Origin of the sequence: Devosia crocina, assembly GCF_900116545.1 — a bacterium.
GTDB lineage: Bacteria > Pseudomonadota > Alphaproteobacteria > Rhizobiales > Devosiaceae > Devosia > Devosia crocina.
In genome coordinates this window covers 551,040-568,903 of record NZ_FPCK01000001.1, presented here as the reverse complement: position 1 = coordinate 568,903, position 17,864 = coordinate 551,040, and the positions used below count along the sequence as shown (strand labels likewise).

General features: G+C 62.1%; 14 protein-coding genes. 3 read left to right on the top strand and 11 right to left on the bottom strand.

Annotated features, from left to right (window positions below; all coding sequences use genetic code 11):
- Positions 1–35: 35 nt before the first annotated feature.
- A complete protein-coding gene (gene treY, locus BM364_RS02620; RefSeq protein ID WP_092420526.1) occupies positions 36–2,468 on the bottom strand; it encodes a malto-oligosyltrehalose synthase in 2,433 nt (810 codons plus the stop codon).
- Positions 2,468–4,318, bottom strand: a complete 1,851-nt coding sequence (treZ, locus tag BM364_RS02615) for a malto-oligosyltrehalose trehalohydrolase (RefSeq protein ID WP_175528428.1) — start codon at positions 4,316–4,318, stop codon at positions 2,468–2,470. The genes treY and treZ overlap by 1 nt, the downstream gene beginning before the upstream one ends.
- A 545-nt stretch (positions 4,319–4,863) precedes the next feature.
- Between treZ and BM364_RS02610 the strand changes: the two genes are divergently transcribed.
- Both BM364_RS02610 and BM364_RS02605 read left to right on the top strand, forming a co-directional pair.
- A complete protein-coding gene (locus BM364_RS02610) occupies positions 4,864–6,639 on the top strand; it encodes an SLC13 family permease (RefSeq protein ID WP_092420520.1) in 1,776 nt (591 codons plus the stop codon).
- A gap of 15 nt (positions 6,640–6,654) precedes the next feature.
- Positions 6,655–6,978 (top strand): hypothetical protein, encoded by a 324-nt coding sequence (locus BM364_RS02605; protein ID WP_092420516.1) that lies wholly within the window; start codon positions 6,655–6,657, stop codon positions 6,976–6,978.
- A 48-nt stretch (positions 6,979–7,026) separates the two neighbouring features.
- On the opposite strand, the gene BM364_RS02600 is transcribed toward BM364_RS02605, so the two are convergent.
- The 6 genes from BM364_RS02600 to BM364_RS02575 form a co-directional block, all read right to left on the bottom strand.
- Positions 7,027–7,923, bottom strand: a complete 897-nt coding sequence (locus tag BM364_RS02600; RefSeq protein WP_092420513.1) for a dihydrodipicolinate synthase family protein — start codon at positions 7,921–7,923, stop codon at positions 7,027–7,029.
- A gap of 9 nt (positions 7,924–7,932) precedes the next feature.
- On the bottom strand, positions 7,933–9,672 hold the full coding sequence (araD, locus tag BM364_RS02595; protein WP_092420510.1) for an L-arabinonate dehydratase: 1,740 nt from the start codon (positions 9,670–9,672) through the stop codon (positions 7,933–7,935).
- 49 nt (positions 9,673–9,721) lie between these two features.
- Positions 9,722–10,885, bottom strand: coding sequence for a mandelate racemase/muconate lactonizing enzyme family protein (locus tag BM364_RS02590; RefSeq protein WP_092420507.1), 1,164 nt, complete (start codon positions 10,883–10,885; stop codon positions 9,722–9,724).
- Between the two features lie 79 nt (positions 10,886–10,964).
- Positions 10,965–12,452: a tripartite tricarboxylate transporter permease gene (locus BM364_RS02585; RefSeq protein ID WP_092420504.1), complete on the bottom strand. Its 1,488-nt coding sequence runs from the start codon at positions 12,450–12,452 to the stop codon at positions 10,965–10,967.
- Between the two features lie 13 nt (positions 12,453–12,465).
- Positions 12,466–12,975, bottom strand: coding sequence for a tripartite tricarboxylate transporter TctB family protein (locus BM364_RS02580; RefSeq protein ID WP_092420501.1), 510 nt, complete (start codon positions 12,973–12,975; stop codon positions 12,466–12,468).
- A gap of 49 nt (positions 12,976–13,024) precedes the next feature.
- Positions 13,025–13,963: a tripartite tricarboxylate transporter substrate binding protein gene (locus BM364_RS02575; protein WP_092420499.1), complete on the bottom strand. Its 939-nt coding sequence runs from the start codon at positions 13,961–13,963 to the stop codon at positions 13,025–13,027.
- Between the two features lie 284 nt (positions 13,964–14,247).
- Between BM364_RS02575 and BM364_RS02570 the strand changes: the two genes are divergently transcribed.
- Positions 14,248–14,955, top strand: a complete 708-nt coding sequence (locus BM364_RS02570; protein WP_175528427.1) for a FadR/GntR family transcriptional regulator — start codon at positions 14,248–14,250, stop codon at positions 14,953–14,955.
- A 3-nt stretch (positions 14,956–14,958) separates the two neighbouring features.
- Here BM364_RS02570 and BM364_RS02565 read toward each other — a convergent pair whose 3' ends face one another.
- From BM364_RS02565 to iolB, 3 genes are all read right to left on the bottom strand, one after another.
- On the bottom strand, positions 14,959–15,591 hold the full coding sequence (locus BM364_RS02565) for an SGNH/GDSL hydrolase family protein (RefSeq protein ID WP_175528426.1): 633 nt from the start codon (positions 15,589–15,591) through the stop codon (positions 14,959–14,961).
- Positions 15,592–15,833: 242 nt separating this feature from the next.
- Positions 15,834–16,985, bottom strand: coding sequence for a Gfo/Idh/MocA family protein (locus tag BM364_RS02560; protein ID WP_092423789.1), 1,152 nt, complete (start codon positions 16,983–16,985; stop codon positions 15,834–15,836).
- Positions 16,986–17,044: 59 nt separating this feature from the next.
- Complete coding sequence (gene iolB, locus BM364_RS02555; RefSeq protein ID WP_092420493.1) at positions 17,045–17,857, bottom strand: 5-deoxy-glucuronate isomerase; 813 nt, start codon at positions 17,855–17,857, stop codon at positions 17,045–17,047.
- Between the last annotated feature and the right edge of the window lie 7 nt (positions 17,858–17,864).

Below are 17,864 nucleotides of genomic sequence, written 5' to 3'. Positions count from 1 at the left end.
GGAAATTGTGAGAGGTTTTGGTTGCTGCATCTTCGCTATGGAGTCTCTAGGCTGGGAGAAGTCGGCGCGTTCCCCTCAAGGGAAACAAGGAAGCAGCGATCGGGCGAGCCCGCGATGATGGTTGCGCCCGAGGAGGCGTCACCCAGCCCAGAAGCATGCCGGGGCGATAGATCGGCAAGAACAGTCAGGCTTTGGCCCTGGTGCCGGCGCTGGAAACCAATGCGGTCAGGCCCGAGGTCAAGGGGGGCATAGTCTCCCTCGGCGAACAAGGCGGGATGCGCCTTGCGCAGCACGAGAAGCGTCTGTGTCAGGATCAGCTTTTCGTCGCGGGCGGGATGCGGTTGGGCGAGGCGGGCTTGCAGAGCCGCAAAATCGAGCGCGCGGCGATTGTCGGGATCCACAAAGCTCTGCTCCCAATCCTCGGCGCCGCGGTAGATATCGGGGACGCCGGGAATGGTGAGCTTGAGGACGGTCTCGATCAAACTCTTGCGGCGGCCGATCTCCTCGTAAAATTTTCGCACCGGATGGAAGGCCTGGAGAAAGTCCTGGTTCTCGAGGCAGGCATCGACCAGGGCGCTGACCCGCTCCTCATAATCGCTGTTGTTGACGCCCCAATCGCTGCGCTCGCGCGCCTCGCGCAGAGACTTGCTCATGGCCCCCTTCACGCGGCCGGCAAAGCCTTTGATGTCGCCCGAGATCGGCCAACCGCCAAGGAGCAGCTGGAAGAGAAGGTAGAGATCGTTGGGGTGAATGCCTTTCGCCGCCAAACCGAGCGCGTTTTGCCAGGAGGCGAGTGCGTCGCGCCAGGGCGCAGGATCGTCCGCGATGGCCGAGATGATGAGGCGGATATCCTCGCCCCTCTTGGTGTCGTGGGTCGAGGTGCCGATCAGGCAGTGGGGGTGATGGGCTAGGCGGCGGCGATTGGCATCGTGAAATGCCGCGACCGAGAGGCTGAACCGATCCGGATGCGCGCCGACTTCGTTCAACGAGACCAGACGGTTATAGCGATAAAGCGCGGTGTCCTCAAGGCCCTTGGCCATGGCAGGCCCGGTATATTGCTGGAAGCGGCCGACAATCTCCGCGACGGTGTCGGGGTCATAGTTGCCCACGAGTGAGCCGAGCAGCAGATGCTCGATGAAGTCAAAAACGGCGGGCTGGATCTGTGGCTGCGTCTCTCGCGCCTTGGCAAGGGCACGGCAGAGTTCGCGGCGGTCGCGGGGATGGACGCCCTGCGCGTCTATATAGGTGCGGTAAACCTCGAGATGGGCAACAAGCTCGCGCCAGGCGCGGCGGAGGGCGGACTCGGTCAGATCTGCCGTTTTCGGCACGGACCAGGCAAGCCGGGCGCTGCCCCGGGCAAGCGCATTGAGTTCGGCGGCCAGTTCATTGTCCATCACCCGCAACTTGCAGCGATAAGCTTCTTCGGCAGGAGGTGTCGAGGGCCCCACGAAGCCGGCATAGGTGGCGGTAACAACCTCTTCGCCGGGCGCAGAGGTGAGAAGGCGCGTCAGCTGCGCGCCGATCTCGTAGCCCGTCGTGCCATCGATGGGCCAATCCCCGCGCAGATATTCGTGGGGCGCAAGGATCTTTTCGACAAGAAGGTAGATGGGCCGGGGAGCCTTGGCGCGCAGGGTCTGGAGATAAGCAAGCGGATCGCGCAGGCCATCGATATGGTCGATGCGCAGGCCGTCAACGAGACCTTCCGCGATCAGAGCAAAGATCAGCTGGTGGGCATGATCGAACACCTCTTCGCGGTCGATTCTGATGCCAGCCAGTTCGCTATTGATGAAGAAGCGGCGATAATTGATCTCGTCGGCCCCGGTGGCGTAGTGCGCGAGGCGCCAGTGCTGGCGCGAGATCAGGGCGTCGAGCCGATCCGGGCTGGCATGGGCGGCAATGATGGCTTCGACACCCCCATGCTGGACCAGGAGGGAGGAGAGATCGTCCGGCCGGACCGGAAGCTTCTCCTTGCCATAGACCCACACGGCGAGTTGCACCCCATCGGCCTTGAGCCCGATGTCGCCGTCCGCCAGGGTCTCGGCGTAGGATTTGCCGAGAAAGGGCACCAGCAGTTTCCCATCCATAAGGGGATGGGGCGGGTGCCAGTCGATATCGAACCAATCGGCATAGCGGCTTGCCGGACCATTGCGCAGCACGTCGAGCCAGAGCTCGTTGCTGGCACCGCCGACGCCCATGTGATTGGGCACGAAATCGAGGACGATCCCCATATCCGCAGCCCTTAGCGTTGCAGCAAGAGCGCGGAAATCATCGAGCGAGCCGATCTCGGGATTGATGCAGGTGTGATCGACCGTGTCATAGCCGTGGGTGCTGCCGGGCTGCGCCTTGAGAACCGGCGAGAGATAGACGTGGCTTATGCCGAGATCGGCAAGGTAAGGCACAAGGGCCTGGGCGTCGCGCAGGGTGAAGTCGGCATTGAGCTGCAGGCGATAGGTAGAGCGCGGCGGCATCACTGGCGCACCTCGGTGCCGAGGAGGAGCGCGCAGTCTGAAGGCAGGATCCAGAACTGCTCGGGATCGACCGGGCGGCGGCCCGCCCCATCATAGGCCGGATGTTCGCTCGACCAAGCAAGGGACCAGCGATGACCTTCGGGGGGAGCAAGGAGCGGTTCTGACGTAACGGCCATGGGCAGGTCTCTACCGAGATTGAAAAGGATCAGGCGGTGATCGGCGGGATTGGGCGTGAGGTAACGCAGCACGAGGGCATGCTCGCCGAGCACGGCGCCATCGATCCGCCTTTGCGATCGCTGGGAGAAAGCTTGGTCTTCACGCCGGATCCGGAGGAGATCGCGGTGCAGCTTGACCAAGTGCGCGCGGCTCACGGCTTCGGACCAGTCGAGCTTGCTGCGTTCGAAGGTGCTTACGTCGGTGGGATCGGCAAGAGCATCGCCCATGGCTGGATCGGCGACGCCGGGGAAATTCGCGAGCGAGGCCTTGCGCCCCTCGATCACCGCGCGGGCATGATCGCCATCGACGCCAAAGAAATAGAAGAATGGCCGCGTCGAGCCGAATTCCTGTCCCTGGAAGAGCGACGGAGTTTGCGGACCGAGCAGCAGCAAAGCCGAGATGGCACGCAACCGGGCTGGGCTGACAAGGCTCGACAGACGAAAGCCACGGGCAGAATTGGCCACCTGATCGTGATTTTCAAGGAAATGGACGAAGTGGCGGGCTGGGGTGTCCAGATTATAGGTGCCATAGGCCTTCTCGCGCATATCCGAGCGCTGGCCCTGATAAAGAAACCCATATTTAAGGCTCGAAACCAGTTCCTGCGCGGTGCCGCGATAATCGCGATAATAGAAATCGTCGTGTCCGGTTGCAGCGACGCGGACGGCATGCTGGAAATCGTCGTTATACATGCCATCGACGCCAGAACCGCCATTGTCAGGCGCCTCGATCATGCGGCGTTCCTGTGGCTGGTTCTCGACCACCACATAGGCGGAGCGCGGACTGGCCGCCTCGCGAACCGCGCGGGTGAGCGCTGAAAGGATATGATCCTCGCTCCCGTCGATCATGGCCTGGACGGCGTCGATCCGCAAACCGTCGATGTGGAAATCCCTGATCCAGTAGACGGCATTGCCGATGATGAAGTCGCGCACCGCCTGGGCGTGCTCACCATCGAAATTGAAGCCCGAACCCCATTCGTCTTCTTCCCGGCTCGTCAGGTAGTGGTCGGAATAGGCATGGTAATGCTCGCCAAGCCCGACATGGTTGTAAACGACATCGAGAATGACCCCGATCCCCAGGCTATGGGCGCGGTCGACAAAGACGCGCATGTCTTCCGGCGTCCCATAGGGGCCATGGGGAGCATAGGGCAGCACTGTGTCATAGCCCCAGCCGAAGGGTGCCGCGAAGGCACCCACGGGCATGACCTGCAGCACGGTCACGCCAAGATCGCTCAAAAAGGGAAGTCTTTCCGCCGCTGCGCGCCACGTACCTTCGGGCGTGAAAGTGCCGATGTGGACTTCGTAGATGACCTGGTCATGGTCCCGGACGCCAGGCCATTTTTCGTCGGTCCAGGCAAAATCAGAGGAGACGATAACCGAGGGCCCGGCGCTGTCCTCTGGCTGCCAGCGCGAGGCGAGGTCTGGAACTGCCGGTCCACCATCGATGCTGAAAGTATAACGCGCGCCCACCCCTGCTCCCGCGACCTCGGCGCTGAAATAGCCTGCACCTTCCGCCGCCAACGAGAAAGTGCCTAAGCCTTCAATGGTGACGGTGACATGATCGCGGCCCTGAGCCCAGACGCGAAAATAGGCACCGGTATCGTTGGGAACGGCACCGAATACTTGGACAGACGACATGACACGTTCCGGCGAAAAGGTGTTCTGACAACGAGCGCCCTCCCCGCTGGTTCCGCTGCGAACGTGTGTGTTGCCCACTGCAAACGGAAACGGCCACGGACGCATCGGTCGCCCACAGTTCTGCCGGGTCGAAGCTGACTTTGGCATCCTCGGCCAAGGTCGAGGTATTGGAAGTGTTAAGCGGATGCGTCGACATGAACAGCTCTGAACAGTCTGGGCATCCTAGGCAAGGTTGCGGGCACAAGTGCTGGACTGGCGAGGAGGCGCAGCATCAAGATGACCTAGCCTATGCGACTGTCCTTTTCGTCGCGCCACCGGCCGAAGCTGACTGCTCGGGGCGGGAGTAAAACAGCGTTGTGACGATCGTTCTGTATGCGAATGACGATTGGACGCCTGTGCAAATCGATGCGCGGCAGACAATTGCGGACTTGGCGCTGTTCGGACGGAACCAGAAGCCACGGCAACAATTTTCAATGGGCCAAACAGACGCTGTCCCTCCCCCGGTGGCGTGGTAAGAGGCATGACTCGTTGTTGCCGGAGACTTCATGCCGTTCTTGTCCAATCTGATTGCCGGCTACGAGCCCATCTTTGCCCTCCTAGTTTTGGCGGGGCTTTTTGCCGCCTTCGTGTGGGAGAAATATCCGCCTGAAGTGCCCGCGATTGCAGCTGCTGCGATCTATGTGGTTTTCGGGTTTCTCGACACCTCCCAGGTGATGGCGGTGTTCTCCAACTCAGCCCCGATCACCATTGCCGCCATGTTCGTCCTCTCCGGCGCGCTGGTGAGAACCGGTGTGATCGAAGCGGTGGCGGGCGCGATTACCGCCCGCGCAGGCGACCGGCCGATGCTGACGGTTGTGGTGGTGCTCGCCTGCGTCATGGTCGCCTCGGCTTTCATGAACAACACGCCCATGGTGCTGATCATGATTCCCATCGTGGTGCGTCTCGCCAAGGCGTCGGGCATCGCGCCGACCCGGCTTTTGATGCCGCTGTCCTTTGTCGCCATTCTGGGCGGAACCTGCACGCTGATCGGCACATCCACCAATCTCCTGGTCGATGGCGTCGCGCGCGACAACGGCATGCCGGCAATGAACATCTTCGACATCACGCCGGTGGGTATCGTTACAGCGCTCACGGGCTCTATCGTGCTGCTGCTGCTCGGCCCCTTGCTGCTGCCGAGGGTGGAAAAAGAAGCCAAAGCGGAGGGCGATCTCGAATTTCTTTCCGAAGTGCTGATCCGCGACGCCTCGGTCTTCGGCGAACGGACACTGTCCCAGATCGCGCGCTTCAACCGGCCCGGCGTGCGGGTGACCGGCATTCGCCGGGGCGGGGAAATCCTGCGCAGCGAGATCGGAGAGCTGCAGCTCCAGGACAAGGACGTGCTGATCGTTATGGGGACGACGGCCGAACTCCTTACGCTGAACGACATGCCCGACCTTTATCTCGGACGCGGCCGCAGGGGCGAAGGAGAATCCGTCATCGTCGAGGCGGTGGTGGCTCCCAACAAGCGCAGCGTCGGCTCCAAACTGTCCGATCTGTCGCTGGGGCGGCGCTTCGGCGTGCGCGTTCTCGGAGCCAATCGCTATAACCACATTCCCGGCCCAGACCTGGGCAATGTACGGCTCAAGCCGGCCGACAGGCTGCTGCTCGAAGGGCCGCCGGACGGCTTCGACACGCTTGCGGAGGATGCGACGCTTGTTTCGGTGACGCGCCCGACGGGCAGAGCGTTCCGCCGCTCGCGCGGCCCCATCACCATCGCAGCGCTCGCAGCGGTCGTGTCGCTTGCCGCCATCAACTTCATGGATATCGGTGTTCTCGCAATGATCGCCGTGGCCGTCATTCTGCTGATGCGCTGCATCGATGCGGACGAGGCGTGGGGCGCCATTGACGGCGCGATCCTGGTGCTGATTTTTGCCATGCTGATCGTCGGCCAGGGGCTCGAGAATGCCGGCGCGGTCAACTTGATTGTTTCTTGGCTTACGCCCTTTATCGCGCAATTACCGCCGCTTCTGATCCTGGGCGCGATCTATGTTCTGGCTTCGGTTTTGACCGAAACCGTCACCAATAACGCGGTGGCGGTGGTGCTGACCCCAATTGGGATCCAACTGGCCAATCAGCTGGGTATCGACCCCCTGCCGATCGTCGTCACCATCATGTTCGGTGCCAGCGCCAGCTTCGCAACACCGATCGGGTACCAGACCAATACCCTTGTTTATGGCGCTGGCGGCTACCGCTTCCTCGACTTCGTCAAGCTCGGCTTGCCCATGAATGTCATCGTCGGGATTGCCAGTGTCCTCGCCATCTCCGTCTTCTTCCCCTTCTAGGCGAAGGCGGCGCCCGTGAAGGATTATCCAGCCACGCCGGACGGGCGCTACTTCGTCGTGCGGGGCAGGCTCTGGCGGAAGAGCGATCCGGGGCTGAGTGCTAACATGCGGGAAGAACTTGTGCGCGAGCTGATGGCGGCGCGCAGCGCGGTGCGGCAGGCGCGCGACGACGGAATGGCACTCAAGATGGCACGCGCGAGAGTGCATGCGGCCAAGGTGGCGCTCGGTGAGCGCGGTGCGCCCTGGTGGACTGATGGCGCGCCCGACTATAACCGTCATATGGCGCGCAACACGCCCTATGCCGACTGGTTCGCCCAACTCGCCATGCGGGAGGAGTAACAGGCAGGACGCAGCGCACTGCGCCCGACCCAGAGGGAAAGTGCTGGATCAGTCTTTCCGGATCTGACTGATGAACTTGTTGATCCGATCCTGCTGCGGGGCAGTCAGCGGCCAGGCGGAGGGTGGTCGGGTTGGGCCGCAATCAAGTCCAATGGCCTGCAACGCTGCCTTGACGCCGGTGACATTGGTGCCGTTAAGCTCTTCAGCACGCACGGCCTCGAAATCGCTCATGCGGGCGATCAGCGCGTTGGCCTGCGTGTAATCGCCGCTTGAAAGTGCCGCGTGAATGGCGACGGAGTGCTCGGGCCAGATATTGATCAGGCCCGAAGTGAACCCCCTCGCCCCAACCGCATAGAGTGGCGGCGCCCAGACTTCGGCAAGTCCGCCGACCCAGACGATCGAGGGGTCGCAGGCAGCGATAGCATCGGCCAGCTTGAGGGGATTGGGCGTTGCCCATTTGACTCCCTTGACGCCCTCGACCGCACAGAGTTCGGCAATGGCTTTGGTGCCGATCGCATCATTGCGCAGGTAGAGCATCATCGGCAGGCCGGCAGCATCGGAGACGGCCTTGAGGTAATCAACCGTGCCGCGCGGGGACACGAACGGATCGGGCGGTTGGTGGATCATCAGCGCAGTCGCGCCCGCCTTTGCTGAGGCTTCCGCCAGGCGGCAGGCATCGCGAATACCGCGGCCGACACCGGCCAGAACCGGAGCGCGCCCGTCAACCATGGAGACGACCTCGCGCACCATGGTGCAGGCTTCATCCGTCGTCAGAGCATAAAATTCGCCGGTATTGCCATTGACCACGGGCATGTGCATGCCCGCACTCAGCGCGCGATCGATGATCGGCACCAGCTTTTCGGGCGCGATATCGCCCGAAGCGTCATAGGGCGTTACCAGAATTCCGGAAATGCCCGTAAGGGCCTGATCGAGTGTGAGTGTCATCAAAAATCCTCAGAAGATATCGGGTTCGCCGGCTGCGGGGCCGAAGCTGCGTTCCAGGAAATCGAAGTCGCAGCCCTTGTCGGCCTGGGTGACGTGCTTGGAATAGATCCAGCCCCAGCCCCGTTCGAAATGGGGGACCGGCGGGATCCAGGCCTCACGACGGCGGGCGATCTCAGCCTCGTCGACCAGCATGTCGAGCCGACGATTGGGCAGGTCGAGGCGGACGATGTCCCCGGTCTTGAGAAGGGCCAGCGGACCGCCCACAAAGCTTTCGGGCGCGACATGAAGCACGCAGGCGCCATAGGACGTGCCGGACATACGCGCATCTGAAATGCGCAGCATGTCGCGGTGCCCCTGCTTGATCAGCGCCTTGGGGATGGGCAGCATGCCCCATTCAGGCATGCCCGGCCCCCCTTGCGGACCGGCATTGCGAAGCACCAGCACGTGGTCGGGCGTCACCTCGAGATTTTCGTCCTCGATGGCCTTCTTCATCTCCGGATAGCTGTCGTAAACAAGGGCCGGCCCCTGATGGACATGGTATTTGGGATCGCACGCTGCAGGCTTGATCACCGCGCCATCGGGGCAAAGATTGCCCCGCAGCACGGCCAGCGAGCCCTCGGCATAAACCGGATTCGAAAGCGGGCGGATGACGTCGTCATTATAGATTTCTGCTCCTTCGAGCCCTTCGCCAAGGGTCTTGCCGGTGACGGTGAGGCAGGAGGTGTCGAGGCGCGCTTCGATCTGCTTCATCAGTGCACGCAGGCCGCCTGCATAGAAGAAGTCTTCCATGAGATAACCGGTGCCCGAAGGACGGACATTGGCGATGAGCGGCGTGGTGCGGCCAAGCGCATCGAGCGTATCGAGATCGAGATCAACTCCGGCCCGGCGCGCCATGGCGATGAGGTGAACGACCGCATTGGTCGAGCAGCCGGTCGCCATCGCCACAATGGCGGCGTTCTGGACAGCCGCTTCGGTGACGATTTTGTCGGGCGTGAGCCCTTCCCAGGCCATGTCGACGATACGCCGGCCGCAATCGGCGGACATGCGCTGGTGGCCTGAATCGACAGCCGGGATCGAGGATGCGCCGGGCAAGCTCAGTCCCATGGCTTCGGCGATGGCGGTCATGGTTGAGGCTGTGCCCATAGTCATGCAGACCCCGGCCGAGCGGGCAATGCCACCCTGGATGCCCAGCCATTCGGCGTCGGAAATATTGCCGGCGCGCCGCTCGTCCCAATATTTCCAGGCATCCGATCCCGAGCCGAGGATCTTGCCGGCATAGTGCCCGCGCAGCATGGGACCAGCGGGCAGATAGATGAAGGGTACCCCAGCGCTCAGAGCCCCCATGACGAGGCCCGGCGTGGTCTTGTCGCAGCCTCCCATCAGCACCACGCCATCGAAGGGGTGCGACCGGATCATCTCCTCCGCTTCCATCGCCAGCATGTTGCGATAGAGCATTGATGTGGGCTTGGTGAAGCTCTCGTCGACCGAAAGCGAGGGCATTTCGACGGCAAAGCCGCCGGCCTGCGCCACGCCGCGCTTGACGTCCTGGGCACGCTCGCGGAAGTGCGAATGGCAGGGGTTAATTTCGGACCAGGTATTGAGGACGCCGATCAGCGGTTTGTTCAAAAAGTCCGCTTCCGAATAGCCCAATTGCATCAGGCGCGAGCGGTGGCCGAAGCTGCGCAGATCATCGGGACCGAGCCAGCGAGCGCTGCGTAGTTCGTGGGGCAATTTGCGGTTCGATGTCATCGGAACGCCCTCCGGGCAAACAGGCTAAAGTCAAGGCGTGGCGGCATGGTCAATTCGAGACGTAGCCCGCTCCATGGGCGGCACGATCCCATTCAACGAGGGGCGCGCGCAGGGTCTCAAGCGCATCGAGATCGAGCTCCATGCCGAGCCCCGGACCGGTCGGAATGACGAGGCGGTTGCCTTCGAACCGAATGCGCTCCTTGACGACGTCTTCGACATAAAGGAGCGGCCCCACAGTGTCGGAGGCGACATGCAGATCCGGCACGGAAGCGCCGAGATGAGCATGGGCTGCACTGCCAATGCTCAGCTCCTGCGTGGTGCCGATCAGCACCCTGATGCCGGCGAGCTCGGCCAGCGCCATGAGCTTCTTGACCTGCAGGAGGCCACCGGAATTGACCGTGATATTGAACACGTCCACGGCACCGGCGCGGATCATCTGCATGGCCTGGGTTGCCGAGGAACAGTGTTCGGAAATTTCGACGTCGACACGCCGGCGCAGCTCCGACATGCCCTCGAAATCCTCGCGCCAGCTGGGGCTCTCGATCAGCTCGAAGCCAAACTGCTTGAGCCGGTCATAGGCACGGAGCGTGTCTTTCCAGTAATGGCGGGCCTGGAAATCGAGCGCCTTGAGCATGACGCGGTCGCCGAAGCGCTCCCGGACGGCGGCGAGAAATTTTCCGTCCTTGTTGAAGTCGACGCCGACATAGTAGCGGAAGCGGGAAATGCCCTTTTCCAGCAGTTCGGCTATATAGCCGAGGTTCTTTTCGTAATCCTCTTCTGCCCGGACCTGGAACAGCGGGTAGCAGATCTCCATCGTATCCCGGCTCTTGCCGCCGAGCAGATTGTAGACCGGAGTGTCCAGCGCCTTGCCCACGATGTCGTAGCAGGCCATGTCGATGCCCGCAGCGATCTGGGAGGCAGGCGTGAATGGCGGATAGCTCGGCGCGGACAGGAAATAGTTGTGCAGATACTGCGCCATTTCAGTGTGCAGCGCCTGAATGGCGAAGGGGTCCCGCCCGAGCACGATCTTCTCGATACCCAGCCGCACTGCGTCCACATCGGGCATATACATGCGGTAGCAATCAAGATCGGAAATTTCCCCGATGCCCGTCAGCCCCTCGTCGGTATGCAGCTGCAGGATCAGATGGGAGCTGATCGAGCCGGTGCGGCGATGGGTCTGGATGGGTGTAAGGGTGATGGACGAGATTTTCATGTAATATTCCGATAGGCTCCCAACGGGCGGTCATTGGGCTAGAATTGCAACGACTGGTGCGGAGGCAGTGCGGTCGAGATCAGGCCGCCGCCTTGCGCCGGCTCCGAATGGCACTCCAGACGCTGAAGACAAAGAACAGGGCGGCAAATGCAAGAAGCACCGCCGAGATCGGCCGGGTGACGAAAGTGCTCCAATCCCCATTGGCGAACATCAGCGCCCGGCGGAAATTGGTTTCAAGGATGGTCCCGAGAACGAAGCCGAGCACAGCCGGGCCCAGCGGGAAGCGGAAGCGCTCCATGCCATAGCCAAGAATGCCGAAGCCGAGCATGAGCCAGAGCTCAAAGGTGCGATATTCCGAGGCATAGACACCGACGACCATCAGGAGCGCTAGGATCGGCATCAAATAGTGGCGCGGCACCATCAGCACCTTGGGGAACAGCCTGATCGTTCCGAGCTGAATGACCAGGAGCATGATCGTGGCCAAAAAGAAGGCCGCATAGATCATGGCGATCAGATCGGGGCTTTGCTGGAACAGCATCGGTCCCGGCTGCAGTCCATGTATGGTAAAGCCGCCAATCATGACCGCTGTGACGCCGTCACCGGGAATGCCTAGGGTCAAAAGCGGCAGCAGCGCGCCGCCGACAGCGGCATTGTTGGCAGTTTCCGGCGCATAGATGCCGGCAACGCTACCCTTGCCGAACTCTTCAGGCTTCTTGGCCGCCGACCGGGCAGCGCCATAAGCCACGAGATTAGCGGCAGAACCGCCAATGCCCGGCAGAACGCCGATACCAATGCCGATAGCGGCCGACCGGAGCATGTTGGGAATATTGGCGATGAACTCTGCCGCCTTGATGCCGCCGCCGATCAGCTTCTTGCCGCTGCGCATGGAAATGCTGGACGAGGTCCCATCGCGAAGCAGCTGGGAAACGGCAAAGAGCCCGACCATGAACGGTATGATGCCGATACCCGCCATCAGATCGACATTTCCGAACGTGAAGCGCGAGGTTCCACCGATAGGCGCAAAGCCGATGGTGGCCAGCGACAGGCCCAGAACCGCTGAAATCAGGCCCTTGATGATGTCGGACTCGGATAGGACGATTACCAGCATCAGGGCCGCAACGGTGAGCGCGGTATATTCAGCCGGGCCGAACTGGATGGCATAACGGGCAATGACGGGCGCGAAGGCCACGAGCACCATTAGCCCGAGCATGCCGCCAACCGCGCTGGCCACCATGCCGGTAGCGAGTGCCTTGATCGGGTATCCCTTCTGCGCCAGCGGATAAGCATCAAAGGTCGTGGCAATGGAAGATGGCGTTCCAGGAATGCGCAGCAGCGTCGCGGCGACCAGCCCGCCTGAAACGCCACCGATATAGGTGCCCACGAGCATGGCGATGCCGGTATTGGGCTCCATGGCAAAGGTGAGCGGCAGCAGCAACGCCAGCGCCATGGTGGCCGAAAGGCCAGGCAGCGCACCGAAGATGAGACCGATACAGACACCAAGCGCCATCAAGCCCAAAGTGCTGATTTCAAGAAGGGCGCCGAAGCTGGAAAGGAAGTGATCGAACATGGAAGAAGCCTCGTTAGCCGATCCAGACGCCAGGAATTGTCAGGCCCAGAAGTCCGTTGAGGACATAGCCGACCGCCAGAGCAACGGCTGCCGACAAGAGGGTCGCGCGCACGGCATGAGCCAGAGTGAGCGGGCCGAGCAGCATCATGGTCGAGACCAGAAAGAGCAGGCTCGAGAGGGTGAAACCCAGGCGATCGAACAAGGCGATGTAAGCAACGAATGAAACGCCAAGAAGGATCTGCCTGAGCCGGGTTGGCGCAGCAATGCGCAACACCTGATCGTCGCTCGAGGCGCTGTCTGCTTCACCGTCCGCCGGTGTGCCGACTTCGGTCACTGCGAGCTTCGTCCGCCGAAACGCCAGAGCAAGGCCAAGGATGGCCAGAAGCGCGCCGAGCACCTGAGGCAGGATTGCCGGGCCCACATCGCCGCTGTTGGCGAAAGGCGCCGGAATGGTCGTGCTATAGGCGGCCATGGCGGCGCCCAGGACGGCGAGAAAGGCGCCGATCACCCGATCTTCAGACATCGTTTTCCCCTTGCATCAGGGACCGGCACGACTGCCGGTCCCCACCGCATCAATTGGCGAAATAGCTCTGCATCGTGTTGTATTCGCTGTCCAAGAACTGGGTCGTCTCGGCAGCATCGCGCAGCGCCAGTGTCTGGCCCTGCCGCTCGACCGTGGCCTTGAACTCGGGATCTTCGCGCATCTGGGCGACCAGCGCCTCGATGGCGGCGACGGCGGCCGGATCCATGTCCTTGGGGCCGTAAACGGTCTGCACCAGCGGCAAGGAGATATCGACGCCTTGCGACACCGTGGTCGGAATCTCGGGGGCAGTCACGTCTGCCACCTCGTTCATCACCGCCAGAGCCTTCATTTGCCCGGCTTCCACATATTGCCGGGCACTGCCGACGCTCATGGAGATCACATCGACCTGGCTGCCCAGAAGCGCCGCCACGCGGTCGGATTCGGTACCGGCATCGACGATGCGCATGGTGTTGTCAGCGGCAACGTTGAGCGCCTGCGCCTTGACCTGGGTCGTGCCACCCAGTTGGGTGCCGATGCTGAGGGTGTTGGGGCTTGCCTTGGCCGTTTCGATCAGATCGGCAAGCGTTTCATAGGGGGTATCTGCCCGCACCGCATAAACTTCATTGCTCTCGGTGACGGTGGCGACGGGCGTAAACTGATCCCATTTGAAGGGCGAATTGCCCGAAAGATTGGCGGTGTGGAACGCGGCATGGAAGAACAGCAGCGTCGCGCCATCGGGACTGGCGGTAGCAACCGTCTGTGCAGCAACGACGCCGCCCCCGGCTGCCTGATTGACTACGGCCGTGGCGGCATCGGAATGGCGCTGGAAATATTCGGCAAAGATGCGCGCGGCAGCATCAGTACCACCACCGGGATTGGCGGGAACGATAATGCGCACGGAATCGACAGGATAGTCGACCTGGGCAAAAGCAGCCTGCGGCACGAAAGGCAGGGCGAGGCAGACCAGGGTTTTCAGCAGTTTTGACATAACTTCCTCCTCAGGGGCAGCTCGGGGCGGTGGGCCGACATGACGGAGGACATAGGCGTCCGATCCGCAAAATAGCTTTGCGGTTCAATCCCTTCGGGATCGGTTAGCGATGTCAGCTGGTCCCCCAACCTGCCCCGATTTGTAGAAGCGGGCAGCGACCTGTGTCAATGGTCTTACCAATACAAAAGTTGATTTACCTTTTGCAGGGCAGCCGCTCTTGCGGGCTAACAGTCTGGTCGTGCTATAGGAAGCTCGGATCGGATAACTCGCTTACCGGAGGCGTCATGTCAGGACAAAACGATAGGCGCAGCGCCCCCGGCTCGCTCAGCGATGGGGTCTACGAGCACATCTATAAAGCGATCAGTGCCGGGGAATGGACGGTCGGCGCCAAGCTGCCGACCGAGGTTGAACTGGCGGTGCAATTCGGCGTTTCCCGTCCGGTCGTGCGCGAAGCAATGGTGCGGTTGCGCATCGACGGGCTGATCGAAAGCCGGCAGGGCGCGGGCACACGCGTGATCAGCGTGCCCAGCCGCTCGGTTGTCGAATTTGCCGAACCGGGCAGTATCGCGGACCTGCAGCGCTGCTACGAATTCCGGGTAGGCGTGGAAGGCGAGGCGGCGTTTGTTGCCGCGCAACGACAATCGCGCGCCAAGATCACCGAGATCCTCGCCATCGTCGACAAGCTGCGGATCGCAGCGCTTGAAGAGCGCGACATTCCCGCAGAGGACGACATCGCCTTTCACGTCGCGGTTGCTGAAGCCACAGAGAACAGCTACTATTTCTCCTCTGTCAAGGCGGCGACCGTGGCCCTTTATATCGGAACAAAGATTGCCCGGACGCTCGCTCACTCAACGGTGGGGCGCATCGCGCTCGTCTACGAAGAACATAGGCTCATCGCCGAAGCGATTTCGAGCGGGGATGCCGAAAGCGCACGGTCGGCCATGCGCGCTCATATCGAGAGCGCCAGGCGGCGCGTCTTCGTGGGCGCCTGAGCCTCAGCCCAGCGCTTCACGCACCGGCGCCACCAAGGCCGCGCCGATGGCCCGCGTATTGGCAGGGTCGAGATGAACCCCATCGACATCGCTGGCGCTCGCAACCGTTGCGGCGTCGAAGAAGCTGCAGCCCTGAGCCTGCGAGAGAAGCTGGTAGCCTTCTGCAAGCTTGTGCGATTCGGACACGAGGCGGCCAGATTGCGGCCCTTCGCCATTGGCGCGATTGCAGAAATGGGGCGGGGAAACCAGCATCACTTTGGGCGCCGCCATGCCCCAGCTATAGGGAAAGGTGCGAATGATTTCGACCAGCCGCGTCATGCCGGCAATTGCGCCATGGGCGGTGGGACTGATCTGCGCCTTGAGATCGTTGGCCCCAAGCATGATGATCACGAGATCAAGCGGAGAGTGGGTCGCGAGCAGCATCGGCAAGGCGCGGGCACCATTGCGCTCGAAGGCTGAGGTGAGGTCGTCAAATGCCGTCGTCCGCCCTCCAAGCCCCTCGGGGATGATGCGATATCCCGCGCCAAGGCCCTCGCCCAGAACGCTGGGCCAGCGATCTTCGTAGAGATGGCGCCCACCTGCGACGGGATTGGTACCCCAGGTCAAACTATCGCCGAACGCCATGATGGTCTTCATTATCTGTCCTCTCCCAAGCCGACCCAGAGCGTACGGTGCCGCATGAGTCGGCCGGCAAACTATGCAAGCGAATCTGCCCCTGCAAGCCGCAGCGGAGTGAATCCGCCTAATGGCCAATAGAGGGTCGGCTCGTGCCAGGAGATGGAACTCGGCGGCCTCCGCATTCTGAGAGGGGTGGTCTTCGTCTCGAGCTTTTCCGGCCGAAATAGGTGTTGGAGACGACGCCGGCTGTGCGCCTTGACCTAACGATAGTCGACCCAGACCCCACCCTGATCGGCAGACCGCACGCAGTTTTCCACCCAGCGAACCCCTTCAAGGCCCGCCTCGATACCCGGAAAGGTCAGAGTCTGGGACGAACCAGTGATGGCAAGGGCGAAGCGGCGATAAAGATTGGCCCAGGCATCGAACAGCCCTTCTGGGTGCCCTGCCCCGATCCGGTCTTCTTCTAACGCAGTTCCATGCAGATACGGCATGCCGCGATCCAGAAGGCGCGGTGGCTGTCCCTGTATCTCGAGGGAAAGCTGATTGGGATGCTCGTCCCACCACTCAAGGCTGCCGCGTGAGCCAACGACGCGGATTTTCTGGCTGTGCATGGCGCCTGCATTGACGGCTGAAATCCAGGCGGTGGCGACGGCGCCACTCTCGTATTCCATCAACACGGTGGCGTTGTCCTCAAGCGGCGCGCGGGACCCGACAAAGCTCTGGCGCGTGCACAGGAGGCGTTTGATGCGCAGGTGCGGCAGAATGACTTCCGAGAGGTAGAAGGGGTGCGTGCCCAGATCGCCCAGCACATAACTGGGGCCAGCAAATTCCGGCGTCACCCGCCAGCGGGTGGAAGGGCTTTCCTGCTCCACCGCCGTGTTGTGAAAGCCATGCGAGAACTGGAAATTGACAACGCGGATATCGCCGAGCTCGCCCGCCGCCACGAGCGCCCGCGCCTCTTCGATCATCTGGTAGCCCGAATAGCCATAGGCCACACCGACGGTGCGCTGGCGCGATTTCGCAAGACCCGCCAGCTCTTCGGCCTCTGCAACCGTGAAGCAAAGCGGCTTTTCGCAGATGACGTGAAGGTCGTGTTCGAGCGCTGCCTTGCAGATGACGAAATGGGTATTGTTGGGCGTCGCGATCGAGACGACCTCGATGCCGTCCTCGCGCCCGGCTTCGGCTGTAAACATGACTTTGTAGTCGGGATAGCTGCGGGAGGGGTCCATGCCGAGGGCGATGCCGAAGGCCCGTCCGCGTTCGCCGTCGACATCAAGCGCACCTGCGACCAGCGCGAAAATGCCATCGCGCGTGGCCGCCGAACGGTGCACATAGCCGATCTGGCTGCCGCGTCCTCCGCCCACCATGCCCCAGCGCAGCGATCGTCCACCGACACGGTCACCCACGATCATGTTGTCCTCCTTGGTCCCGTTCGATCGACTTGGCCAGGCGCTGGTGTCGCCTCGTAGCTTCATTTGCCTTTGGGCGGCTCCATCAACCACTCGTGCCGGGGATCGGCGACGAAGCGCCAGGCCCGGCGGGGACCGGCCATCACATTGAGGTAGTACATTTCGTAGCCATGCACCGCTCCGCATGGATGATGACCGCGCGGCACCAGCACCACGTCATGGTTCTGAACGGCCATGGTTTCATCCAGCGTTCCATCATCGGTATAAACGCGCTGCACCCCGAACCCCTGCTCGGGATTGATCCGGTGGTAGTAGGTCTCTTCGAGATAGGTGATGAGGGGAAAGTCATCCTCGTCGTGACGGTGGCTGGGATAGGAGGACCAGTGACCGGCGGGCGTAAAGACCTCGGTCACAAGCAGGCTGTCGCAATAGTCCTCGGCTTCCATGGCGATATTGTTGATCCAGCGTTCGTTGGACCCGGAGCCGCGCGCCGTCAGAGTGATCCCGTCCGGCCCGATCCGGCGCGCCGAGTGGCCGCTCCTCCCAGGCGCCGCGCAGACGGCCAGAGTGCAATCGCTTGTCGCCTCGGCGTTCCATTCGGCCCCATTAGGCAGGTAGAGGCAATGTGGCGGGGTCTTTTCAAAGACACTCATCCGCTCGCCCAGCTCGCCCCAATCCTTGCCGTCTGCAGTGATCCGGGCTCTGCCTTCAACGAGCACGAGGATGACCTCGTTGGTGCCCGTCGCCTCGCCGATCCGCTCGCCGGCGCGCAGACGATAAAGACTGAAACCGACATAGCGCCAGCCGGCCGATTGCGGGGTGATTTCATGAACCTTGCCATGGGCGCCAAAGGGGCGACGACGAAGATCGGGCATGAAGCGG